Origin of the sequence: Collinsella sp. i05-0019-G5, from assembly GCF_042851345.1 — a bacterium.
GTDB lineage: Bacteria > Actinomycetota > Coriobacteriia > Coriobacteriales > Coriobacteriaceae > Collinsella.
Window position 1 is genome coordinate 461,319 of the sequence record NZ_AP031421.1, and the last position, 23,783, is coordinate 485,101.

Below are 23,783 nucleotides of genomic sequence, written 5' to 3' on the forward strand. Positions count from 1 at the left end.
CCGATTCGGTGCGGTTTGAGACCGCTATTCGGCCCCATCGTGACCGGTGGTACTCTAGTATCCGTTTGAAATCGAGCGAAGGAGTACCGCTATGGAGCAATCGAGCCTGTTTGGTGACGGTGTGGACATCGATACCGAAACGCCCGCGAGCGCGGATGCCGCCGCACCGACCGACGCCCGTGCCCAGGCGGCAGCGCGCGCGGCCGAGCTGCGCCACGAGCTCGATTACCACGCGTACCGCTACTACATGCTCGACGCACCCGAGATCACGGACGCCGCCTTCGACAAAATGCTCGTTGAGCTGCAGGAGATTGAGGCGGCCTATCCTGACCTGGTGACGCCCGACAGCTATACCCAGCGCGTGGGCGGATACGTGAGCGAGCAGTTTGCGCCGGTCACGCACATGGCCCGCTTGTATTCCATGGACGATGCCATGGACCTGGACGAACTTGACGCGTGGCTCATGCGCACCGAGGATGCGCTCGGCGCCGGTAGCGTCACCTATACCTGTGAGCTCAAGATCGACGGCTTGGGCGTCGCGCTTACCTACCAAAACGGCACCTTCGTACGCGCCGCCACGCGCGGCGACGGCACCACGGGCGAGGACGTGTCGCTTAACGTGCGCACCATCAAGGACGTGCCCATGCACCTGTCCGAGGCGGCGCTCACCCACATGGGTGCCGACCGCGAGCGTACCATCGAAGTACGCGGCGAGGTCTATATGCCCAAGGGCAGCTTTGTTCGTCTGAATGAAGAGGCCGATGCCGAGGGCCGCGACCCCTTCGCCAACCCGCGCAACGCCGCCGCCGGATCATTGCGCCAGAAGGATCCCAAGGTCACGGCACGTCGCGACTTGGCCACCTTCATCTACGCCATCGCCGATACCGATCCGCTGCACGTCCACAGCCAGCGCGAGTTTCTGGACTGGCTGCGCAGCGCCGGCTTTAGCGTCAATCCCAACGTGGCACGCTGCGCCACGCCGGCCGAGGTCCACGAGTTCTGTGCCCAGGCCCTCGAGCATCGCGGTGACCTGGACTACGACATCGACGGCGTGGTCGTAAAGGTCGACAGCTTCCAACAGCAGCTCGACCTGGGCTTTACTGCCCGTGCGCCGCGCTGGGCCATCGCCTTTAAGTTCCCGCCCGAGGAAAAACAGACGGTACTTCGCGAGATTCGCATCCAGGTGGGCCGCACCGGTGTGCTCACGCCGGTCGCCGAGTTCGATCCGGTGACGGTTGCTGGCTCCACCATCGCGCGCGCCACGCTGCACAACATCGATGAGATCCGTCGCAAAAACGTGCGCGAGGGCGATACCATCATCGTGCACAAGGCGGGCGACGTAATCCCCGAGGTTGTGGGCCCGGTGCTCGACAAGCGCCCGGCCGATTCGGTCGACTGGCACATGCCCGAGGTCTGCCCCGTGTGCGGCAGCCCCGTGGTCCACGAGGATGGCGAGGTGGCCTACCGCTGCGTGTCCATCGATTGCCCCGCACAGCTCAAGGAGCGCCTGCTCCACTGGGTGAGTCGCGGCTGCATGGACGTCGACGGCCTAGGCGACGAGATCGTCGACAAGATGATCGCCGCCGGCCTGATCCACGATGTCGCGGACTTCTACCAGCTCACGGTCGACGATATCGCCGGCCTGGACACGGGCCGCACCTATGCCAGCTCCAACAGCAAAAAGGGCGTCAAGAAGGGGGACCCCATCCCGGTGGGCCTCAAGACGGCCGAGAAAATCATCGCCGAGCTCAACAAGTCCAAGAGCCAGCCACTCGGTCGCGTGCTGTTTGCCCTGGGTATCCGCCACGTGGGCAAGAGTGTGGGCGAGGTCATCGCCGAGCGATTTCTGTCGATCGACAAGCTCATCTTGGCGAGCGAAGAGGACATCGCCGAGTGCGAGGGCATCGGTCCCAAGATTGCGGCGAGCGTCAAACAGTTCCTGGCCGTGTCCGAAAACCTTGCCGTGCTGGAGCGTTTGCGTCAGGCGGGCCTGTCGCTCGAGGTCGACTTGGGCGCCGTGCATGCACAAGCCGCAGCCGACGCGGGCGTGGCGGATGAGCTCGCCGATGCACAACCGCTCGCGGGTCTGACCTTCGTACTCACCGGCACGCTCGTCAACCGCACCCGCGACGAGGCGGGCGCGGCGCTCAAGGTGCTCGGCGCCAAGGTTTCGGGTAGCGTGTCAAAGAAGACGAGCTATCTGGTCGCCGGCCCCAAAGCGGGCTCCAAGCTCACCAAGGCCGAGCAGCTGGGTGTACCCGTGCTGGATGAGGCGGCACTTGAACAGATTTTGGCGACGGGTAGGGTCCCGGAGGCATAATGATTTGTTGAGAAACTGCGCAGAGGCTCAGTTCCTCAACATCTCCTTATAGTGTTTGCCTGTTCAATTTCGATATCGTTTCCCTCGTATGACCCAGATGCGTCTACCGACTCAAAGCGTGAGTAGGAAACTCTTGTCCCAACTTTGATTTGGGAAAGCTTGTCTTTGATTCGGCCAGATGAGGGGAATGTAATCCGGGTTTGCTTTCCAGCGTCGGTGTAGCGGGGACTGTTGTCTGTTTGGATTACGAGTTCCGTTCCCTCAATAGAATGAACGCTGCCGGCTCCAAAGACAAGGTAATCATCTCCTCCGCTATAGCGGGCTCTATCTGTGCATGAAGAAACGGATGCAAACATAGCGAAAATCACCAATATCGTAACCAGGGCAAAGGCCGTGGTGCCATAGCATTTTGATGGTGCCATCCGGTCTACCAAAAGACTGTTCCGTTCAATTTGACCATATTGGGCGTTGCATAGTTAATCGCTCGGGGATAAGTATTCCATCCGTCGAATACTTCGAGCCACTGCAGTTCGATGCCAGGGCTTCCATTATGCCCAGTAAAATAGCCAGTTACCGTGACTGTATGACCTGATAGCTCGACGGATCCTTTACTGTTTCGGCTGTTGATCCACATATGATACAAGCCGATATTCCCTTGATCGATAGTTGCTCTGTACTGAGCGAATTGAGGCTGATAACCGAAAAATTGAGTATTAAGTGCTCTACCCTTTTGAGCGGCAAGACTTTTAAACGGAACAATTCCATCTGGGATGATCGTGCTTCCGTACTCGACGCCCTGATCATTGGTCTTATACGTTGTTGTGCCAGTGACGTTCCATATTTCTTTATAATAATCGGGATTAAATTGATTAGCGTTTGAACTGGTGAGACCGTAATGCATTGATACAGCGTACAAGGCAGAAACGACGCATGCATACTTATTAGTGCGGGCTTCAACTAATGATTCCGAGACTCCTCGGAACGGTATTCCGTTTAAATCGTCTATTTGGAAATGCAACATCAAGTCATCTTCATTGATAATGACTGCATCCCATGAAGTTGGGTTATTGCTTTGAGGTGCTATACCCTTTTCGGTGACAATCGGGACAGACCGTATATTGTTATAGTTGGTTACACAGTCTCTAGTTCCTGGCACCAAAGTTCCATATTCAATATCGTTGTACGAAATTAGTACGGTTGGGTTTGTGGCCTGTCGGCCGGAATAAGTTGAAATGGCGTTTGATAGAGAAGCTGAAATCGGAAGAATGGTATCGCCGAGGGTTATCTCCTTCAGAAGCCCAGGATATGATGCGTCAAGTATTAAATAACCGTAAGGGCTTCCTTCCCTTGTGACACTGATTTCATAGCCACAGATAAGGCCGATTTGTTGGCATACGGGAACGATTTGCTCGATCTCTAAGTTCGCGGATCCGTCGACGATGGGCAACAGGGAAAGCGCGTAGTCTTGTGCTAGGTCTGATGTAAAAGCGACGGATGAGTTTGAGTCGGCAGCGAATACTCTTGTTGGGCGTGACGCGGATAAGCCGATGATCGAGGCTAGGCCGAGAAGAAACGAGCGACGTGATTGAACTCTGGGCATAATGTCTCCTGCCTATGGGGGGCAATATGCTGTCATTTTATTTGCTACAAAATACAATCTAATTCGGATTAAGGTAAATGGATGGAATTGCTCGATAAATGGTAGTGATTAGCGGATCGGTATCGCGATCCTCGTCACATACGCTCCCGGATCGTCGCTGATGATGTCATCGATCAGGGCAATCTCGCGCGAGGGGCCGGCGGGCGTCAGGTTGTGTTCGTGCATGTAGCTCAGCAGTTGCTCGTAGCGTGGGGCTGCTTGCCCGTGCGTGCCGCGGAAGCTTATGGTCAGGCAGCGCGCGGCGGGTCGCGTCTCAACATCGCCCAAGTACTCATCGGTATCGTCGAGCAGCAGAAAGACCTCGTCGTAGCCATCAAAGTCACCGGCGGCGAGGCGTTCGGGCGCGATGCCCACACCCAGATTGCCAAGATAGGCAAAGGTTTCGTGCTGTCCCTGCTGAAGCTGGCGGATATGCCATCCCAGCGAATAGGCGTCGGTGGGATTGACGCGCTCGTGAAGCACGGCGCAGCGAAGTTTGGGTTCCTCGATTTCGCTAATGGTGTCGAGATCAGCATTCAAAGCGCCATGAAGCAAGGCAAGTCGCTGGTCAATCTTGCGCGACATGCGCTCCAACTCACGCCGCCTGTGCTCAATTAACTCCTGTTGCTTGGTCAGTTGCCGTTGCATCAAATCCATATCGCGCGTAGTGACAAACTCGCGAATCTGGGCCAGCGGCAGATCGAGAACGCGCAGGTTGCCGATGGTGTTGAGGGTGGAGAGCTGCCGCGATCCGTAGTAGCGGTACCCACTCGCCGGATCGACATATGCCGGCTCCAATAGCCCCATCTGTTCGTAATGGCGCAGTGCGCCCACGCTCAAATTGAGCAGGCGCGCCACCTCGCCAATGCGGAGCAGGCCCTCGGTATGTTCAGTTGGCATGTCGGTCATGGGACCGCTCCTTTCGGTAAAAACAGAGGAGAGGTGCTAGGCATGCGTCGCCCCGCTACGCCGCCAGCTTGTCAAAAGTTCCGCGGCGGTTGAGCGCGGTAAAGGCAATCACGCAGATGACTGCCGACAGAATCGATCCGCACGGCGAGGCGATACCCATGGGGAACAGCGTGTCGGAATAGGCGTTCGACAGCAGCCACGCGCCCGGCACGCGAATGAGTGCCACAGCCAGCACGTTGTGCGCAAAGCCGATGTAGCTCTTGCCGTATGCAGCGAAAAAGCCGCTAAAGCAAATGTGGATGCCGGCAAAGATTGCATCGAAAATATAACTGTGCATATAGCCGGTACCGGCCGCGACCACCGCGGGGTCCTTGGCAAAAAAGCCAATAAACGCCGGCGCCACCAGCCACATCAGCACCGTGATCAGGCAGCCGTACACCACCGAGATCGTCATGGCGTCCTTGAGTACCTGACGCGCGCGGTCGCCCTTGCCCGCGCCGGCGTTTTGCGCCGTGAGTGCGCTGACGGTGGCACCCATGGAACTCGGCACAATGAACAAAAAGCTGATCATCTTCTCGACCAGGCCCACGGCGGCGGCGTCGACCAGACCGCGGTGGTTGGCGATGACGGTGATAAACATAAACGCCACCTGGATGCAGCCGTCCTGCACAGCCACGGGCACGCCGATTTTAAGAATGCTGCTGAGCACCTCGGGCTGGGGGCGCAGGTCGCTGCGCTTAACGTGGATGTTTGTGCGACGGCTCTTGAGCCACACGAGCGCGAGGGCAACGCTGGCCGTCTGCGCGGTCACCGTGCCGAGCGCTGCGCCCACGGGGCCGAGCCCCATGTGGCCGATAAACAGAAAGTCGAGCGCGATATTAATGATGCACGCCACGCCGATCACGTACATGGGCGAGCGCGAATCGCCCAGCCCGCGAAAGATGGCCGAAAGAATGTTGTACGCGGCGATAAAGGGAATGCCCATAAAGCAGATACGCAGGTAGGCGGCAGTGCCTTCGACGGCTTCGGCGGGAGTGCCAATGAGCGCCACGATCTGCGGGCACAGCGCGAGCAGGACAGCGGCCAGCACCACCGAGACACCCATAAAGAGCGTGATGGTGTTGCCGATGGCGGTCTCGGCGCGATCGAAGCGGCGCGAGCCCACGGCGTGGCCGACGATGACCGTCGTTCCCATGGCCAGGCCCACGAGCGTCACGGTAATGATATAGAGCGTCTGCGCGCCGTTGCCCACGGCGGTGATGCCGGCGGCGCCGCTAAACTGCCCCATCATGTACAGGTCGGCCATGCCGTAGAGCATCTGTAAAAAGTACGAGAGCATATAGGGCAGGGCAAAGACCGCGATGGTCTTGAGGACATTGCCGCGTGTGAGGTCGTGTTCCATGGGCGGGGCTTTCTGGCTGGGTTCGTTTACGTACCAGTGTAGTGAAAACCCTACAACGATTGTAGAGTCAAGGTTTGTGTTGACGCCGGAGCGAAAAAAGTCTCGCGCACCATTATTCCGAGTGAATATGGACACACATCACGAGAACTCGCCGCCGGCGCTAACCTTGCAGAAAACGATTTCGGAATACTTGACACCATTATTCGGCGCGCAATAATACGTGCGTTTGCGAACAACGTTTGATGGGGGTTGAACCTGCGTGCGCAATCTCAAAATACTGTTTTCCTATCTAGGGGCATACCGTCGCGATGCCATCCTCGGCGTGTTCTTTGTGTCGGTTGAGACGGTGCTCGAGCTGTTTATCCCGGTCATCATGGCCAACATCATCGATGTGGGCGTGCCTGCGTGTGATATCAACTACATGCTGCTACAGGGTGCGTACATGTTGGTGTGCGCTGCGCTTTCGCTGGTACTGGGCTTGGGTTATGCCCGCACGTCCGCCCGCGTTGCCTCGGGCCTAGGCGCCAACCTGCGCGAGGCCGAGTACAAAAAGATTCAAACGCTCGCCTTTGGCAACCTGGACAACTACGACGCCAGCTCGCTCGTCACCCGCATGACCACGGACATCACCGTTATCCAAAATGCTGTGGGCAACGGCTTTCGCCCTATGGTGCGCGGCCCGGTGACGCTTATCGTCGGCCTTATCTACGCGCTGATGCTGTCGCGCCCGCTCGCCACCGTCTTTGCGATCATCTTGCCCGTGCTGGCAATCGTGCTGGGCGTCATCACCTATCGCGTGAGTCCGCTCTACCGCCAACTCCAGACCTCGATGGACCACCTCAACGGCGTGGTACAGGAGGACCTCACCGCCGTGCGTGCCGTCAAGGCCTACGTTCGTACCGAGCACGAGGAGGCCAAGTTCGACACCGTCAATACCGAGCTCGCGCGCACTGCGACGAAGACCTTTGGCAACGCGGTGCTCAACCTGCCGGTGTTTCAGCTGTCGATGTACGTGGCTGCGCTCTCCATCCTGTGGATTGGCGGCCGCATGATTCTCGCCGGCAAGCTGGGCGTGGGCTCGCTCACGGGCTTTATGAGCTACGTGCTGCTGATCATGAACTCGCTTATGATGATTTCCAATGTGTTTTTGCTGCTCACGCGCGCTCTTACGAGTGTGGGCCGTATCGTCGAGGTGCTCGATGAGGAGCCCTTTATCGCCAACCCCGCGGGAGACCTCGCGATTGCGGCACCAGCGGACGGCAGTATCGAGTTTCGCGACGTTTCCTTTAAATACCGCGCGGATGCAGCCGAGGATGTGCTCGAGCATATCGACCTTCGCATCGAGAGCGGCTCGACGGTGGGCATCCTCGGCGGTACGGGATCGGGCAAGAGCTCGCTTGTGCAGCTGATTGCGCGCCTGTACGACGCTACCGAGGGCGCCGTGCTTGTGGGCGGACGTGACGTGCGTGACTACGACCTCGCGACCCTACGCGACGCCGTGGGCATTGTGCTGCAAAAGAACGTGCTGTTTACGGGCACCGTGCGCGAGAACCTGCAGTGGGGCAATCCGCAGGCGTCGGACGATGAGCTCCTCGCGGCTTGCCGCGCGGCGTGCGTGGACGAGTTCCTTGATCGCATCGGCGGGCTGGACGGCGAGTTGGGCCAAGGCGGCGCCGGTGTCTCGGGTGGCCAGAAGCAACGCCTGTGCATCGCGCGCACGCTGCTCAAGCATCCGCGCGTGCTCATTTTTGATGACTCCACCAGCGCGGTCGATATGGCGACCGACGCTAAGATTCGCGAGCACATCGCCCGGATTTCCGATACGACCGTGCTCATCATCGCCCAGCGCATCGCGAGTGTCATGGATGCCGATCGCATTGTGGTGTTGGACGACGGTCGTGTCCACGGCGTGGGCACGCACGAGGAGCTGCTGGCGGGCGACAACATCTACCAGGAGATTTACGCCTCGCAGATGGAGTTTGCGAGGAACGCGGAAGCCGGCGACGGCAGTGACGATGGTTGCGCGAATGATCCGTTTTCCTCCGTCGCATGCGGATCGCCCTTGGAAGGGGGTGAGCGCCATGCCTAAGACCGCAGCCCAAGCACGCCCGGCCGACCTCAAGCGCACTGTACGCCGCTTGCTCTCCTACATGGGGCATGCCAAGTTCTCGTTGCTCGCGGTGGGCGTGCTCGCCTCTGTCGCCGCCATCGCGAGCCTCGCCGGCACCTACATGGTGCGCCCCATCGTTAACGGTTTGGCCACGGGCGGGGAGGAACTGCTTGCCAGGCAGGTCATCCTGACGGCGATCATCTACGCCGCGGGCGTGCTCTCGGCCCTGGGCTACTCACAGATCATGGTGCGTGCGGCCCAACGCGTGGTGTCCGATATTCGCCGCGACCTGTTCGCGCACATCCAGACGCTGCCGCTCAGTTATTTTGACAGCACGCGCTCGGGCGACATCATGAGTTTTTTCACCAACGACGTCGACACCGTCTCCGAGGCGCTCAACAACAGCTTTGCCAACGTGATTCAGGCCGCCATTCAGGTCGTGGGCACCACGGCCATGCTCATCATCCTTAACTGGCAGCTCACGATTATCACGCTCGTGTGCGATGCAGCCATTGTGCTGTATGCGCGCTACTCGGGCGCGCGCTCTAAGCGCTTCTTTGCCGCCCAGCAGGCATCGCTTGGCGACCTGGACGGATATATCGAAGAAATGGTCTCGGGCCAAAAGGTCATCAAGGTCTTTAACCGTGAGGCAGCGAATGTCGCCGGCTTCACCTGCCGCAACGACGAGCTTCGCCGCACCGGTACCGCCGCCGTGAGCTATGCCAACTCCATGGTGCCCATGACCGTCGTGATTGGCTATGTCAACTATGCCATCGTCGCCGTGGCGGGCGGCATGCTCTGCATCAAGGGGCTCGCCGATGTGGGCGCACTTGCAAGCTACCTGGTCTTTGTGCGCCAGGCCGCCATGCCCATCAACCAATTTACGCAGCTCGGCAACTTCTTGCTCAACGCGTTGGCCGGTGCCGAGCGCCTGTTTGCGGCTATGGACCTTGAGCCCGAGGTGGACGAGGGCTGCGTGGAGCTGGTGCAGACGGGCGACGCCGCGTGGGCGTGGAAGATTCCCGAGGGCCAGGGCGTGGGCGCGTACGGGCACTTGCATGACGTGGCAGCCGTTGATGAGTCGGGCCGCGCGGTGGCCGCCGACGGCACCGAGCTCACGTGCGGCTTGGTCCCGCTTGCCGGCGACGTGCGCTTCCATGCCGTGGACTTTTCCTACGTGCCGGGCACCCGTGTGCTCACGGACCTCAACCTGTTTGCCAAGCCGGGGCAAAAGATCGCGTTTGTGGGCTCGACGGGTGCCGGAAAGACGACCATCACCAACCTCATCAACCGCTTCTACGAGGTTGATGACGGCGAGATCACGTACGACGGCATCGACGTCAAGCACATTGCCAAGGCCAGCCTGCGCGGGTCGCTCGGCATTGTGCTGCAGGACACGCACCTGTTTAGCGGCACCATTGCGCAGAACATCCGCTTTGGCAAGCTCGACGCGACCGACGAGGAGGTGCGCGCCGCTGCCGAGGCCGCCTGCGCCGACTCGTTTATCCGCCGCCTGCCGCGGGGCTACGACACACCGGTCACGGCCGACGGCGCCAACCTGTCGCAGGGTCAGCGTCAGCTGCTCGCCGTCGCGCGCGTGGCCGTCGCTGATCCGCCGGTGCTCATCCTGGACGAGGCCACGAGCTCCATTGACACGCGTACCGAAAAGCTCATCGAGCGCGGTATGGACCGCATCATGCGCGGTCGCACCACGTTTATGATCGCGCACCGCCTGTCCACTGTCCGCGACGCCGACGCCATCATGGTCCTCGAACACGGCCGCATCATCGAGCGCGGCACGCACGAAGAGCTGCTCGCCCAGCACGGCGAGTACTGGCAGCTGGCGCATGGCTTAAAAGAGCTGGATTAACCCGTTCGAGCACGATGCTTTGATCCCTCCGTGCCCCTCACCTCGCCTCAAACCATCACAACATTCGACGTTTTTTGCCAAAATCGGGAAAAGCATCGAATGTTGTGATGGTTTTTCTGCCACTCGATCGAGTGGAATCGCTTTCTTGCGCACGAAGGTGTGCGAACCCGTGAGCAGGGGAATAAGGTTGGTTATCCGACTCCATTGGAGGGCTCATGGATCTGCCGATCGTCCTGTCCCATAAGACTGCCTGGCTGTACCACAACGTGGCGCGCCCGTCCGAGCCGCTCTCGCGAGCAAGCAGTCTATACGATGAGGACTCGCTTGCCAACGAGGGGGAGCCGACCGCGAGCCTGCCCAAATTGGGACTCGATGCCAAGGGACTGAGGGCTTCAACGGCAGTTGGGATCGTTACCGACTATCTGGTTTCGCTTGGTATTCCGCGAGAAGAGCTCGATCATATCGACACGCTCGTCAACTTTGATTTTGAGCGCTCGACGCCGGCTGGATTTAGGTGCCACGTGTTTGGGGCGCCGATACCTCCAGGCCATCTTATCGAGGTGGCGGAGGGCCTTCTGGTGGTTGATGAGGCCATGTGCTTTGTCCAGGCGGGCTCGTGGATGAGCGAGTCCGAGCAGCTGGAATATGGCTACGAAATCTGTGCCCGATACCATTTGAATCATCTGTCGACAGGCGATTATATCGAGATGGGGCAGAGGTATACCGTTGCCGACTTGATTGCTTATTGCAATGAGAACCGATCTCGTCAGGGGGCTATACGCGCGGCCGCTGTGCTCAAGCGCGTGCACGATGGCGCGCGGTCGCCCATGGAGACGGCCACCGCAATCATGGTCGTAGCAAAACGTTCCCAGGGCGGGCTGGGATACGCCAAGATCGAGCTCAACCATCGGGTCGATGTTCCCAACGAGTTCAAGTATCTCGCAAAGGCCGGGTATTTCGAGATTGACGTATATGCGCCTGCAAGCGGTACAGGGATTGAATACAACGGCTCGGACCATCTTGATAAACAGCGCAGCGCGTCGGATGCGGAGCGTATGACCGTGCTGAGTGCGCTGGGCTTTAGGATGATCGTCCTCACCGGGACTCAGTTTGCCCACCAGCTGCAATTGCACCGGGCGATGAATGCCATCGCACTCGCTATGGGCCTTAAGTGCGACCGAAGCGAGGTGTTTCAGAAACGTCAAAACGACCTGCGAGAATTCGTGATTCGGCACTGGGACGGCGGCCTTTAGGGGTGCTTTGGTCCTTCTACGGGGCGCTGCGGCAGGCAGACCATCACAACATTCGACGTTTTTTGCCAAAAACGAGAAAAGCATCGAATGTTGTGATGGTTTGCGTGCTGAGGATGGGCTTGGAAAGTCCGTTTTGCTCGAAGCGACCTGTCCTGTCGTACGGGTGTCGGCATGATTCTCTCGTGGGGTATTATGTTTTCCGAAGAATAAAACGCCGCGTGAGAGGAGGGCTGCGTGGACGGGCACGTGCAACATGACGGCTTTGGCCGCGATATCAACTACCTGCGCATTGCCGTTACCGACAAGTGCAATTTCCGCTGCATCTATTGCATGCCGGCCGATGGCGTGGCGCCCCGTGCACACGACGAGCTGCTCAGCGCCGAGGAAATCGCCCGCTTTGTGCGCTTGGTGGCGGGGGAGGGCATTCGCCGCGTACGCCTGACGGGCGGCGAGCCGCTGGTCAGCCGCCGCATCATCCCGCTCATTCGTGACATCCGCGCAATCCCGCAGATCGAGGACATCTCGCTTACCACCAACGGTGCCCTGCTGCCCAAGTTGGCGCCGCAGCTCAAAGATGCCGGGCTTAACCGCGTCAACATCTCACTCGATACGCTTGACCCTACGCTCTTTGGAAAGATCACGCGTCTGGGCCGACTCGAGCAGACCATGACGGGCATCGACGCGGCGCTAGCTTGGGGCTTTGAGCCCGTTAAGGTCAACTGCGTTGTTGTGCGCCGGCTCAACCAGGATGTGGCGGCCCTTGCGCGGCTCACGCTCGACCGCCCCATCCACCTGCGCTTTATCGAATACATGCCCATCGGCGACGAGCACACAAGCTCGCATTGCGCTGTGGACCCGCATGCGCCCGCGCTCAATCCCGAGCTGTGGGACGCGAGCGATACCGTGCCGAGCGACGAGCTGCGGGCGCGCATCAATGCCGGGGCCGCCGCGGCGGGACTGGGCGAGCTCGAGCCGCTCGACATCAACGACGCTCCTGCCGGCGCGGGCCCTGCGCGCTATTGGCACTTTCCGGGCGCGGCGGGAACGGTCGGCTTCATTAGCGCCATGTCCAATCATTTTTGTGCGTATTGCAACCGTCTGCGTCTGACGGCCGATGGCAACGTGCGTCCGTGCCTGTTCAGCGATGCCGAGTATTCGGTGCGCGACGCCCTGCGCCGTGGTGATGATATGCAGGTACTTTCGATTTGGCGCGATGCCGTCGCCCACAAACCGCAGGAACACGCGATAATTGAGGGCACGCAACGATTTATGTCCCAAATCGGAGGATGATCATATGGCCAAGAGCAGGTACGCCGATGCCACCAAGGCCGCTCGCAGGGCCGCGATGTCTGCCCATAAAGCCACGGCTGCGGCCGGCGATGTCGCCACGGTCGTGCAGCCGACTGCCAGCGCTGCCGCCGAGCCCGCCCGTGACGCGCGCCGCGACGAGCTGACGCACGTGGACGCCAAGGGCGAGGTGCGCATGGTCGACGTGTCCGACAAGGCCGAGACCCATCGCATTGCCATCGCCGAGGGCACCATCCTCATGCACCCCGAGACGCAAGCCATGGTGCTGCAGGACCGCGCCAAAAAGGGCGACGTGCTTGCCTGCGCGCGCGTGGCGGGCATTATGGCCATCAAGCGCACGAGCGACATCATCCCCATGTGCCATCCGCTGCTCATTACCAAGAGCAAGTGCGATATTGCGCCCATCGCTCCGGCGGGGACGCCGGCCGAGGACATGCCCGAGGGCTGGGTGCCGGCGCGCGCGGACGGGCAGGTCGGCTTTCACGTGCTGGTCACGGCGGGCGTGACGGGCAAGACGGGTATCGAGATGGAGGCGTTGACCGGCGCGAGTGCCGCATGTCTGACCATCTACGACATGTGCAAGGCGGTAGATCGCGGCATGGAGATCGTCGACGTGCGCCTGTTGCACAAGGAGGGCGGCCGCTCGGGCGTGTGGGATCGTGCCGAGCGTCAGGTTGCTGCTGCTAAGGCCGTGGCCGCTGACGGTGCCGCGCCCGCGAGCGCACCCGTCGCCGTCGCGCCCGCAGCTCCGGCCCCGGCTGTCCCCGCGATCGCGTTTATCGGCTACCAGAACTCGGGCAAGACCACACTCGTCGAGAAGGTTATCGCCGAGCTCACCCGCCGCGGCCTGCGCGTGGGTTCGCTCAAGCATCATGGGCATCACGGCTTTGATATCGATGTACCCGCTAAGGACACCTGGCGCCATCATCAGGCCGGATCCAAGCACGTGGGACTCATCTGCGCCACGCGCTGGGCGGAGTACGCCGACACGCGCGAGGAGGACGAGATGCCCGCACGCGAGCTGCTGTCGCGTTACAACGATGTCGACGTGGTGATCATCGAGGGCTACAAGACCGAGGGCTTCGACAACATCGTGGTCGCGCGCTCTGGTGTCGACCGTCTGCGCGGCAAGAGCTCGCTCGACCTGGTCGACGGTCACACGCTGGCCCTTGCCTGCAACGAAGCCCTGGCGCGTCAGGCCTTCGATGCTGGCTTTGCGACCCGAGCCATCAACATCAACGACGCCCGAGCCATCTGCGATCTCATCCAAGATCATCTAGCCTAAAACCTGCCAAAAAGGGACAGGTTTAATTTGGCAGGTTTTATCTGGGCAAACGTCATTTCCGCCACAAAGGGGCCAGACACCTTTGTGGTGGTTTTTGCTTTGGTAGATGCGTGGGACATGCCTTAAAATCTACCAAGTAGTTCATGACGGGCGAAAAACGGAGAGAAGGGGCTTGATGCGTCCTTAATGTTTCATGCGGATAGATTGATTTGACAGACGGTGGCGAATGCCCGCCGCCCGTATTCGTATGAAACAAGGAGTCTCCATGCTCGCCTTTCTTTTCTCAAAGCCTCGATCATCGCTGTCCGTGCAGGCCAAGCGCCTGGTGGCGATGCGCTTTCTCATCTACACCGGTTTTCAGACCAGCTACTTTATCGGCGTCATCGGAACGCTCACCTATGCAGACGACGCTTCGGTTGTGGCGACATCGCTGGCCGTCCTGTTTATGAACGTATTCGTGATCTTGGGATCCTTTGCGGGTGGCGCGGCGCTTGACGCCTGGGGCCCGCGCCGTCATTTCTTGCTGAGCATCGTGGGCACGTTGGCAACCGGCGCGGCGATCCTCGTTTTTGGCAGCGCGACCGGCATCGTCCTGCTCGGCGCGGTGCTCCTGGGCTTTGTGATGGGATTCGCCCAGCCCATCGCCACATCCTATCCAGCCTACCTCACTGACGATCCTGTCGAGCTCAAAGACATCAACTCCGCCATCGCCATGTTCTCCAACGTGAGCATTATCGTCGGCCCCACACTGGGCGGCTTTGTCGCAGCTGCTGCGTCGTCGCGTGCGGTGTTCGTGCTCATGATGATCTTTACCGTACTGGCGCTCGTCGCCGGTTGGGGCTTTAGACCGCAGACCAGCCATGTCGCCGGAGATGCGGATGCCGATTCGGCAGAGGAAGGGGGGCGTGCGGGACAAAGCTCCAACCCCAGCACATCCGCCCGCGTCACCTTCGCGACCAGTATCAAGACGGTCTTTACCAATAGCATCCTCGCCCTGCTGTTCTGCATTATTTTTCTTTCAAACTTTGGCTACGGCGCCTTCGATCCACTGGAGTCGTTCTTCTACCGCGATGTCCTACATGTCGGTGTCGAATGGATGGGCTGGCTCTCGTCGGCCAGCGGTTTGGGCGCGGTGCTGGGCGCCGTCCTCGCGCTCCGCTTGCCGCCGCACCTGGTCAACCTTAAAACCCTGCTCGTGGCGCTCATGTCCGTGGGCCTGGGAAGTTTGCTCTATGTGGGGACACCGTACGTGGGTGTAGCCCTCGTCGGCCAGATTGCCCTGGGCGTGGCCTGGGGCGTCGTCAACCCGCTCCACAACACGATCGTGCAAACGACGGCCCCGCTCGGACAGCTCGGCCGCGTCAACTCGGTCATGGGCTTTGGCAATATGTTCGCCGGCGTGGCGCCGCTGGCGATTGCCCCGTGGCTGGCGGCGACATTTGGCGTACAGCAGGCGCTCATCGGGGCGGGCATGGTCGTGACGGCGGTTCCCGCGGCGCTGCTGCTGTTTGGCCGCCGGCACTTTGATCGTGCCGCAAGGCAGTAAAAACCATCACAACATTCAGCGAAAATCGCGATTTTGCCGAAAAACGTCGAATGTTGTGATGGTTTGCGCCCCGGGTCCGGCCACCCTTCGAGTTCGGCCACCACAAAGGGGGACAGGCACCTTTGTGGCGATCGGGCCCCAACGGCCTGTGCCTTGGTATACCATGTACGCCGTTCACGAATACACCCCACACCGCCGCACAACCCAGAAAGGCCCTCATGGACACCACCTTCAGCCACATCAAAGCCGTGTTCTGCGATATCGACGGCGCGCTGCTCACGAGCCAGCATACGGTGTCCCCGCGCACCGTGGCGGCGATCCGCGCCCTGCGCGAGCGCGGCGTGCTCTTTGGCCTGTGCACCGGGCGCGACGCCCACGCGACCGAGGCCATGTACGAGCTCTGGGGCATCGAAGGCCTGGTGGACGTGCTGGTGGGCTGCGGTGGCGCCGAGGTCATCGACCGTGCGCACAACATCAACGAGCTGAGCTATCCGCTGCCGGGCGAGACCATCGCGCGCATCTGCAGGCACATGGCAGACCTTCCGGCAACGCCCGTCTGCCCCCGAGACGGCGTGTTCTGCGTGCCCGAGAGCAACGCATGCGTCGAGCACCTGTCGCGCGTCGACGGCGTGCCCTACCAGGTGGTCGATTTTGCCGAGTTTTTGCGCGAGCCGCAGCCCAAGGTGATGTTTACCATGGCACCCGAGGTAATGCCGCGGGTGATTGAGCGGGCGTCGACGTTTGCCGATGACACTGTTAAGGCGGCTGCCCTGCAAACCACGCAGCGGCTCTACGAGTTCATGGACCCGCGCGTGTCCAAGACGCGCGGCCTTGTGCGCGTGGCGGAGCTCAACGACATGGAGCTCCAGAACATCTGCGTGTTTGGCGATGACGATAACGACACCTGCATGGTGGCTGACGCCGGCGTGGGCGTGGCCATGGCAAACGGCAGCGACGCCACCCGTGCCGCCGCCGATTTTGTAACCGCCAGCAACGACGAAGACGGCATCGCGATCTTTATCGAGGAACATCTGCTATAGCGTCGGGGGAGAACCACCACGAAGGGGCAGGCACCTTTGTGGTGGCCTCAGGCGATTTGGGCGAATTGATGCCTAAAATCTGCGCGAAAATTCAAATTTAGTTGTCTGAACATTACGCTTCTAACCACCGATGGGTTAAAGATATTCTCATCAGTTTGGTAGGGTATTCCTCCCGGTTGATGACCTACCGCTCACGGTCGATTTTCGACCGTTCACAGGATGTTTGCTCTTGAGCAAAATGTTGTGCAAATAAATCTAATGCCATTAAAAAATAATACGCAACTAAATTACTAGCAGAAACAAAAAATAGATAGCGAATAAACGAAGGTAAATCTGAGCAAATGTCAAGAGAATTGAGAACTCGCTACAAAAATGTCGGTTTTGTTGCTCAGATGTTTAAACAATCGTTATAATTGCATTACTAAACGAGCGCAATTACAGATTGCGCAGATACGTTTGATGGTGAAAGAGCAAGATCGCGGTCTCTTGGGGAGGAGACATCGATGAAAGCGAATTCGGACAAATCTAAGCAGAGTAATAAAGCGACGCGCCGTGTACTGGCAGGCGTTTTGTGCGGAGCCTCCGTGTTGAGCCTGGTACTGTCGCTCGTCATGCCTCCGATCTCGCAGGCCATTGCCAACGATGCCGAGACAGCTTCTACCGAGGAAACTGTGACGGCGGGTGGTTCCTCAACTGAGTCTACTGATGTAGAAAAAACTACTAACGGGGATGCCGAAAACCAGGATAGCGGCGATGCTGCGGGCGACGACGATGCTCGGCCGGAGGAGCAGTCCAAGGACGAGTCGCAGGCGGAAGATAATGATGCGATGGATGTTAACGCTGTCGCGTCAGCCGAGGAGGCTGCAGAGAGCGAAGAGACAACCACAGCTATTACTAACATTACTAACGCCGATGATTTGTCAGCTAAGCTTCAAGGCGTTGGGGAAAACCAAACTGCCTGCTTCGAGCTTACAGCTGATATTGACTATCCCGGCGAAATCAAACTTGAGAAGAGCGGCAGCAATATAACGCTGGACTTAAGCGGCCATAAAATCACGCATTCGGGCGACAATTCAAATAAGCCGCTCTTCAACATCACCAATAACGCGGCGCTTACAGTTAAAGATTCTAACCAAGGGTCTGATCAAAAGCAGACTTCGGATGGCGGCAATAATGGGCGAGTTGCCTCGATGGACTACGACACCAGCTCTGGCATTCCGACCAAACTCACGTATTACGTGACCGAATCGACGCCGAACGGTACGGGGACAACCGAGACTCTCTATAGGCACGAGGTCAGCATCAACGGTGCCATCGTGGGTACCGCTGCCGGCTCCACGATGAGGCTCATCAACGTTTATGCGGGCGGTACGTTTAATCTTGATAGCGGTGTAATTACCCAACAGTATAATTGCAATGTTGGCAACCTCATCTATGCCGAGAACGGCTCTACCGTCAACATGAGCGGTGGCTATGTGTGTGGCGCTTCTAGCTCGGGCGCGGGCATTAAGGTGTCCAACGATAAAGGTAAGGCCTCGACCCTAAAACTGACCGGTGGCGTAATTGCCGGCAACAGCGCTCCTAGTGGCGGCGGTGTGTATGCTGGAGGTTCCACGGTCACCATAACTGGTGGCGTAATCTCCGGCAACAGCACACTTCCTTCTGGTATTGGTTTCGGCGGCGGCATCATGGCCGAAGGCGGCAGCGTCACTGTTTCCGGTGGCTACATCACTAACAATAAATATGCCAATTTCTGTGGCAAAGATGGTTATGGCGATCATGGCGGCGCTGGACTTGCCGCTAGAAACGGTACTCATGTCACCATTTCGGGCGGCCAGATTACCGGCAACTACTCCAAGGAAGCCGGCGGCGGTGTTTATGTCACGGATGTCGACCGTAATGAGCAATCCCGTACGGGTATGGCGTGGCTGAAAATCACGGGAGGAATTATTGCCTCTAACGTGAGCTACCGATCTGAAGGTGCTGGCATTCGAGTGGGCCAGATGGTTGACGCGATGATAAATGGGTCGTCAAACGATAGCCCAGTCTACATCACTAATAACTCTTGCATGTCTCGCTTTGACTGGGGCGGAGGCGGTATCTTTGTCCAGGGAAACTCGGATTTGGGCAAGGAGAAGACTGCTGGTAGGCTATTCATATATAACTCGTACATTAGCGCCAATACCGCTGGCGGCTATGGCGGTGGCGTTGCAGTCTGCCCTACGGGCAAGACGTTGGTAACGAACACTGAGGGCACAGCAATCTTTGGCAATTCGTCTGCCAAAGATCAGCAGGACGCAAAAGCTGATTATAATTCTGAAAAGAATAGCGGTAACGAAGGCACCCCTCACCTATCCGCTGGTGGCTACGAAGGCCTTGAACACAAAAAGAACCAGGATACTGACGCCTACAATGCCAAAGAGTTTCGCGAAAACGGCCACGCGGACTTCTTCCTTGCGGCGGAGGATCATAAGACCCCGATCGCGGCGGTGATTGGCAAAATGCTTGGCGGCGGTGACGCCAAATACAAGGGAAGTAAAGAGCTTACGCAAGCCATTACTATCCCCGCTAACGGTGGCGTGCAGGTATATAAAAGCATCGGCCTGAGCTCGGGTGTTACAGCTCAAGGCGAAGCCGCGATCAATGCGCAAAAAGTTGCGACAACGTTCATCACCGGCAACTATTCCTGGGACCATGGCGGCGGCATCATGTCGAACGGCGACCTGTACATGGGCGCGCCTGAGGACACGTATGTCTATCCGAGCCTCAAGCTCAAGGCGACCAAGGTACTACGTAATTCGCAGACAAATGTGAACGAGAAGCTCGAAGAGAATCAGTTTACCTTTAGGGTCTACCGCAAGGACTCAACCGACCCTTTGGCTAGCGCGACATTCAATCGTAACGTTTGCACCGAGGTTGGAACTGCAAAAAATGACGCAAGCGGTAACATCACGTTTGATCTTGATGAACAGTTCGCAACGAGTGGTACAGCTGACATAACCACTATCACATACTACTTGGTCGAAGATTCCGGCGCTGAACCTGGTATCACGTACGACTCCGCTGTGTATGAGATTGTGGTAAGCGCCAAGGATAACCCGACCGAGCTCATGACTGTTCCGAAAAAGAACGACCCGAACCAGCAGGTAGCTCTCAAGATCCATAACTACACAATTGAAAACGTCAGTGTGACCAAGCACAAACTCGACAAGTCTTCTGGGGAGTGGGACAACGTAGGACCGTGGGGCGTAGTGCAGGATAGCAACGGCTATTATTCGATTGCCAACCCCGATGGATCAAAGACCTTCACCAACAAGTACACTCCGTACGAATCTACCGGCTCCTGGACGCCTGCGGCGACCAAGGTCGTTAAGGGTGGCGAGATGAAGGAGTTTACGCTCGAGTTTGCTGATAACAAGAACTTTGAGAATGCTAAGACGGTTAAGACCGACCCCGACGGCAAGATTACCACCACTGCCGACGGCGGCAAGTCCCAGACTCTGAGCTTCGACAAGATCGAGTACAAACTCGATCAACTCAACAAACTTCCGGCTGACTCCACTGGCCGCGGTGCAAGCAAGACCTTTACTTATGGCTCTGTTAGACCAAATTTGACACGATCGGCTGTTCGTCGAACCGGAAAATAATCGGGCTACCCCCGTCCATCGCGGTCCCCGCCCTCCCCGTCAGCCTTCCCCTCAGATCCCAGCCTGACGTCGAAGGGCAGGCCGCCCTCGCGGATCACCGCCCTGAGGAATATGTTCATGGCGCCCGACATGGAGAGCCCGAGCTCGTCGAGCACGGCTGCGGCCTCCCTTTTGACCTCGGGATCGATTCTTATCGTGGTGGCCGGGACGTTCGATGTCATTGCCGCTCCTTCCGCGGTCGCTGCTCCGTGGCCACCATTTTAATTCGCTAGGCCGCCCGCCCGTCCCAGTAGTCCATGAGGGGAGGCTCGAGGCCGAACATGTCGCGGACGCGGGTCGAGCAGGAGCCGTTGGCGAGCTGGCGGGCGACCGTGGACTCCGCCGCGCGCGAACCCGCCGCCATGAAGGTGCGGCACCAGCGGAACCAGTCGAGGTAGGCTCCCAAGTGCTTGGTGGACACTCCCTTGAAGCGGGCCATGAACGAGCCGAGGAGCGAATGGACGGCGTTGATGCGGTTGATGGTGCCCTCCGAGCGGTCCTTGGAATCATAGGATTCATGCGAGGCGACCTTCAGGTCGCGCAGCACGTCGATGTACGCGGTCGCCTTGTCCGTGGCGACGACCGCGCCCGCGCCGATGCGGTCGCGAAGGGCCTCCGCCGCACGCTTGCGCGAGACAACGCCGCGGCCCGAGACCTCGAAGAAGGTGGCGTCCGTGTCGCTAACGCCCGTCATGACGCAGATCTGCTCGCGGGAGAGGCCGCGCCTGTGGACCTGCTTGCCGCGGTGGCGAGCCTTTCTCGGCAGGGTGAAGGAGCCTTTTGAATGGTTGCCCTTGAAGGACTCGGGGAAGTACGTCTCGTCGAGCTCGCAAGCCTGCCCCTGCCCCACATGGAACGTGGGCGAGTATTCCTTCAGGCACTCAATGAGCCTGTGGCGCATGGTGTAGGCGGTCTTGAGGCAGACACCGCAGCGGCCGGCGCACTCGCGGAGAGGGAGCATGAGGGCGAAGCACTCGGCATAGGCCATCCAGGTCTCGCGGGGCAACTTGCTCGTGCCGAGGATCCGGTCGGTGGAGCCGGAGAACGTCCTGCCGCAGTCGCGGCAGAGGTAGCGCTGCTCGCCGTTCCTGGACTTGCCCTTCTTGACGATAGCGACCGAGCCGCAACGGGGGCAGCGCTCTACCTCATAGCCATCTCCCGCCGCATCGTCGAACATGGCGGCGCGGACGACGTCCCCGACCAACTCGACGGCTTTACGGCGCTCGGTCCTGCTGAGCTTCGCCAGGCTCTTCTTGAGGGTGATGACCAGGTCGTCTGCATCCATGGGCGCTCCTTCGACGTTAATTGAAGGGTACCGCCTCGCGGTGACATCGTTTTTATGTCAACCTTGGTCTAACAGAGCCTTACTTATTACGTCCGCGAACAGCAGCCGAACACGCTGTTTGCGCACTATAAGTACGACCAGTCGGTCTATCAGATTACGGTCAACGCGGTTGACGACTCTCAAGGCAAGATTAACGTCAATGCTACCTACAAGCAGATTCAGGATCGTGACGGCAAGTCAGTGACCAACGGCACGACCTACGACCTCACCGACGAGTCCACCCCCACCTTCACCAACACCTACTCCACCACTCTGCCCCTTTCTGGTATGTCGGGCGTCACTCTGACGTACCTTGCCGGCGCGGCGATGCTTTGCGTCGCTGCAGCCTGGATGCACGTTCGTCGCAAGGCGAGCGCGAGGGGAGGTGAGCGTCGTGAATAAGAAAGTTTGCTCCTTCCCGATCTTGTTTGCGCTGCTTGCCCTCTTGATCGGCATCTGCGCGGTTGTGTTCCCCGCATCCGCGCAGGCCGCGCCGAGCGCGACCGGATTCATCACGGTGACAGGCACCGTGGCGCGCAGCTACGACACCTACCAGATCTTTGGCGCCAACGTCGTCGATGACGACAGCGACGCCAAGATCGCCACCGACCTTGTCTGGGCAAGCGATGCCGTGCGCGACGCCGCGCTGCCTGTGCTGCACAGCGCCGGCATGCCCAATTCCCAGACCACTGCGCAGGAAGCTGCCGAGTGGCTCAACACCGATTCCCACCTTACGAGCGCGCTGAGCGCACAGCTCGCTCGTTCCCTTCAGAGCTCTGGCGCCGTGTCCGTGGCCCTTAACGCGGGCACGACGGCCGAGCTGTCCTGCGGCTACTGGCTCATCGTCGCCGCCGACGACGCCATCGCCCAGGGCGAGGCCGGCACCGCGCCGATCATGGCCCTGGTCGGCGGTGGCGCCGTCACCGTCAAGCCCAAGGCGGCGACGCCCAAGGTCGCCAAGCACGTGCTGGAGGACAGCACCGCCGCATGGCAGAAGGCCGCCGACGCCACGGTCGCCGACGACCTGTACTGGCGCCTCTCTGCCACGGTCCCGGCGGGTCTTACCGCCTACGGCACCTATACGGTGCAGTTCGTCGACACCATGAGCGCGGGGCTCGACTCCTCCAAGGTGGCCGCGAGCATGCGCGTGTACGTGGCGGCGGGCGCGGACGGCGGCTTTGACGCCGTCTCGGCCGGCAAAGACGGGCGCGTCGGCACCGAGCCCGCGGAGGGCTGGACCGATATTACGGCCCAGTGCGGGGTCTCGGTCGACGGTAAGACCTTCACCGTGCGCACCGGCGACCTGATCGCCGCGCTCGGCGGGGCCGACGCCTTCGCCACGGGCGCCCGCGTGGTCGCCGTGTACGATGCGCCGCTCTCCGGCGGCTGCAACCACGGCATCGCGAAGGGCAACCCCAACGAGGTCTACCTGCGCTACCCGCGCTCTCCTCTTGCCGACCAGTCCGGCGACGCCGGCTTCACTCGCACGCCGAGCGATGATGCGTGCGCCTACACCTGGGATCTCGCGCTCACCAAGCGCGGCAGCGACGGCGACAAGCCGCTTGCCGGGGCGGTCCTGAGCATCGCCGACGACCGCGGCCGCACGCTAGCGGCCGATGGCACGTGGGATGCGCAAGGCAAGGCCACCGTTACCACGGGCGAGGACGGCCGCGTGACCGTCTCGGGCGTGGACTCGGGCAAGCTGGAGGTCCGCGAGCTCAAGGCGCCCAAGGGCTACACCGCCTTTGAGGGCATGCGCGGCGTGACGGTCAAGGCCGAGGGCCTGGACGTCGACCAGGTGGCGGCCGCCAAGCCCAAGCTCACCGTCACGGCCGAGTCGCCCCTGCGCGCCGACAGCGCGGACGGGTCGACGGGCAGCCTGGAGGCGTCGCTCATCAACACGCCCACCGGCACACCCCCTAGCATTACCACCGGAGGCTTTATGCCCACGACTGGCGATATGGCAATGTACGCCGCGGCCGCCGCAGCGGTCGCCGGAGCCGCGCTCATTGTGGTTGCGCTCCTGGTCAAGCGGGGAGGTGGCAGCCATAAAGAGTAGCTGGCAGCCCCACAGAGAGCGGGGCGAGACGT

Annotated in this window: 16 protein-coding genes; 11 read left to right on the top strand and 5 right to left on the bottom strand. The window is 59.9% G+C overall.

The window, feature by feature from the left end:
- Positions 1–91: 91 nt before the first annotated feature.
- Entirely contained in the window at positions 92–2,320 is a 2,229-nt protein-coding gene (gene ligA, locus ACGHIZ_RS01965) for an NAD-dependent DNA ligase LigA (protein ID WP_390448757.1), read from the top strand.
- Positions 2,321–2,747: 427 nt separating this feature from the next.
- On the opposite strand, the gene ACGHIZ_RS01970 is transcribed toward ligA, so the two are convergent.
- The 3 genes from ACGHIZ_RS01970 to ACGHIZ_RS01980 form a co-directional block, all read right to left on the bottom strand.
- Entirely contained in the window at positions 2,748–3,920 is a 1,173-nt protein-coding gene (locus ACGHIZ_RS01970) for a hypothetical protein (RefSeq protein WP_390448760.1), read from the bottom strand.
- 108 nt (positions 3,921–4,028) lie between these two features.
- Positions 4,029–4,868, bottom strand: coding sequence for a MerR family transcriptional regulator (locus tag ACGHIZ_RS01975; protein WP_390448763.1), 840 nt, complete (start codon positions 4,866–4,868; stop codon positions 4,029–4,031).
- A 55-nt stretch (positions 4,869–4,923) separates the two neighbouring features.
- Positions 4,924–6,270, bottom strand: a complete 1,347-nt coding sequence (locus tag ACGHIZ_RS01980; RefSeq protein WP_390448766.1) for an MATE family efflux transporter — start codon at positions 6,268–6,270, stop codon at positions 4,924–4,926.
- A 259-nt stretch (positions 6,271–6,529) separates the two neighbouring features.
- On the opposite strand from ACGHIZ_RS01980, the gene ACGHIZ_RS01985 reads away from it, so the two are divergent.
- The 8 genes from ACGHIZ_RS01985 (at position 6,530) to ACGHIZ_RS02020 (ending at position 20,329) form a co-directional block, all read left to right on the top strand.
- Complete coding sequence (locus ACGHIZ_RS01985; protein WP_390448769.1) at positions 6,530–8,359, top strand: ABC transporter ATP-binding protein; 1,830 nt, start codon at positions 6,530–6,532, stop codon at positions 8,357–8,359.
- A complete protein-coding gene (locus ACGHIZ_RS01990) occupies positions 8,352–10,250 on the top strand; it encodes an ABC transporter ATP-binding protein (RefSeq protein ID WP_390448772.1) in 1,899 nt (632 codons plus the stop codon). Before ACGHIZ_RS01985 ends, ACGHIZ_RS01990 begins: the two co-directional genes overlap by 8 nt.
- Positions 10,251–10,465: 215 nt before the next feature.
- Positions 10,466–11,503 carry a hypothetical protein gene (locus ACGHIZ_RS01995; protein WP_195568419.1) on the top strand — a complete coding sequence of 346 codons (1,038 nt, stop codon included), beginning with the start codon at positions 10,466–10,468 and terminating at the stop codon, positions 11,501–11,503.
- Positions 11,504–11,737: 234 nt separating this feature from the next.
- Positions 11,738–12,793 (top strand): GTP 3',8-cyclase MoaA, encoded by a 1,056-nt coding sequence (moaA, locus tag ACGHIZ_RS02000; RefSeq protein ID WP_238057592.1) that lies wholly within the window; start codon positions 11,738–11,740, stop codon positions 12,791–12,793.
- 4 nt (positions 12,794–12,797) lie between these two features.
- The gene (mobB, locus tag ACGHIZ_RS02005; RefSeq protein WP_195568418.1) at positions 12,798–14,096 is read left to right on the top strand and encodes a molybdopterin-guanine dinucleotide biosynthesis protein B; all 1,299 of its coding nucleotides are present in this window, start codon (positions 12,798–12,800) and stop codon (positions 14,094–14,096) included.
- A 265-nt stretch (positions 14,097–14,361) separates the two neighbouring features.
- Positions 14,362–15,642, top strand: coding sequence for an MFS transporter (locus ACGHIZ_RS02010; protein ID WP_390448778.1), 1,281 nt, complete (start codon positions 14,362–14,364; stop codon positions 15,640–15,642).
- A gap of 218 nt (positions 15,643–15,860) precedes the next feature.
- Entirely contained in the window at positions 15,861–16,682 is an 822-nt protein-coding gene (locus ACGHIZ_RS02015; protein WP_390448781.1) for an HAD family hydrolase, read from the top strand.
- A 503-nt stretch (positions 16,683–17,185) separates the two neighbouring features.
- Positions 17,186–20,329 carry a Spy0128 family protein gene (locus ACGHIZ_RS02020; RefSeq protein WP_390448784.1) on the top strand — a complete coding sequence of 1,048 codons (3,144 nt, stop codon included), beginning with the start codon at positions 17,186–17,188 and terminating at the stop codon, positions 20,327–20,329.
- A gap of 5 nt (positions 20,330–20,334) precedes the next feature.
- On the opposite strand, the gene ACGHIZ_RS02025 is transcribed toward ACGHIZ_RS02020, so the two are convergent.
- Both ACGHIZ_RS02025 and ACGHIZ_RS02030 read right to left on the bottom strand, forming a co-directional pair.
- Positions 20,335–20,550: a type II toxin-antitoxin system RelB/DinJ family antitoxin gene (locus ACGHIZ_RS02025; protein WP_390446660.1), complete on the bottom strand. Its 216-nt coding sequence runs from the start codon at positions 20,548–20,550 to the stop codon at positions 20,335–20,337.
- Positions 20,551–20,597: 47 nt separating this feature from the next.
- The gene (locus tag ACGHIZ_RS02030; RefSeq protein ID WP_390446657.1) at positions 20,598–21,653 is read right to left on the bottom strand and encodes an IS1595 family transposase; all 1,056 of its coding nucleotides are present in this window, start codon (positions 21,651–21,653) and stop codon (positions 20,598–20,600) included.
- A 114-nt stretch (positions 21,654–21,767) separates the two neighbouring features.
- Here ACGHIZ_RS02030 and ACGHIZ_RS02035 point away from each other — a divergent pair, with 114 nt between their 5' ends.
- Positions 21,768–22,094, top strand: a complete 327-nt coding sequence (locus ACGHIZ_RS02035) for an LPXTG cell wall anchor domain-containing protein (RefSeq protein ID WP_390449947.1) — start codon at positions 21,768–21,770, stop codon at positions 22,092–22,094.
- The gene (locus ACGHIZ_RS02040) at positions 22,087–23,751 is read left to right on the top strand and encodes a SpaA isopeptide-forming pilin-related protein (protein WP_390448787.1); all 1,665 of its coding nucleotides are present in this window, start codon (positions 22,087–22,089) and stop codon (positions 23,749–23,751) included. The genes ACGHIZ_RS02035 and ACGHIZ_RS02040 overlap by 8 nt, the downstream gene beginning before the upstream one ends.
- The last annotated feature ends 32 nt before the right edge of the window (positions 23,752–23,783 follow it).

What these genes read in the sequence shown, in the direction of transcription:
- ligA (WP_390448757.1), top strand. Translation starts at nt 92, where the DNA reads ATGGAGCAATCGAGCCTGTTTGGTGACGGTGTGGACATCGATACCGAA.
- ACGHIZ_RS01970 (WP_390448760.1), bottom strand. Translation starts at nt 3,920, where the DNA reads ATGCCCAGAGTTCAATCACGTCGCTCGTTTCTTCTCGGCCTAGCCTCG.
- ACGHIZ_RS01975 (WP_390448763.1), bottom strand. Translation starts at nt 4,868, where the DNA reads ATGACCGACATGCCAACTGAACATACCGAGGGCCTGCTCCGCATTGGC.
- ACGHIZ_RS01980 (WP_390448766.1), bottom strand. Translation starts at nt 6,270, where the DNA reads ATGGAACACGACCTCACACGCGGCAATGTCCTCAAGACCATCGCGGTC.
- ACGHIZ_RS01990 (WP_390448772.1), top strand. Translation starts at nt 8,352, where the DNA reads ATGCCTAAGACCGCAGCCCAAGCACGCCCGGCCGACCTCAAGCGCACT.
- ACGHIZ_RS01995 (WP_195568419.1), top strand. Translation starts at nt 10,466, where the DNA reads ATGGATCTGCCGATCGTCCTGTCCCATAAGACTGCCTGGCTGTACCAC.
- mobB (WP_195568418.1), top strand. Translation starts at nt 12,798, where the DNA reads ATGGCCAAGAGCAGGTACGCCGATGCCACCAAGGCCGCTCGCAGGGCC.
- ACGHIZ_RS02010 (WP_390448778.1), top strand. Translation starts at nt 14,362, where the DNA reads ATGCTCGCCTTTCTTTTCTCAAAGCCTCGATCATCGCTGTCCGTGCAG.
- ACGHIZ_RS02015 (WP_390448781.1), top strand. Translation starts at nt 15,861, where the DNA reads ATGGACACCACCTTCAGCCACATCAAAGCCGTGTTCTGCGATATCGAC.
- ACGHIZ_RS02020 (WP_390448784.1), top strand. Translation starts at nt 17,186, where the DNA reads ATGAAAGCGAATTCGGACAAATCTAAGCAGAGTAATAAAGCGACGCGC.
- ACGHIZ_RS02025 (WP_390446660.1), bottom strand. Translation starts at nt 20,550, where the DNA reads ATGACATCGAACGTCCCGGCCACCACGATAAGAATCGATCCCGAGGTC.
- ACGHIZ_RS02030 (WP_390446657.1), bottom strand. Translation starts at nt 21,653, where the DNA reads ATGGATGCAGACGACCTGGTCATCACCCTCAAGAAGAGCCTGGCGAAG.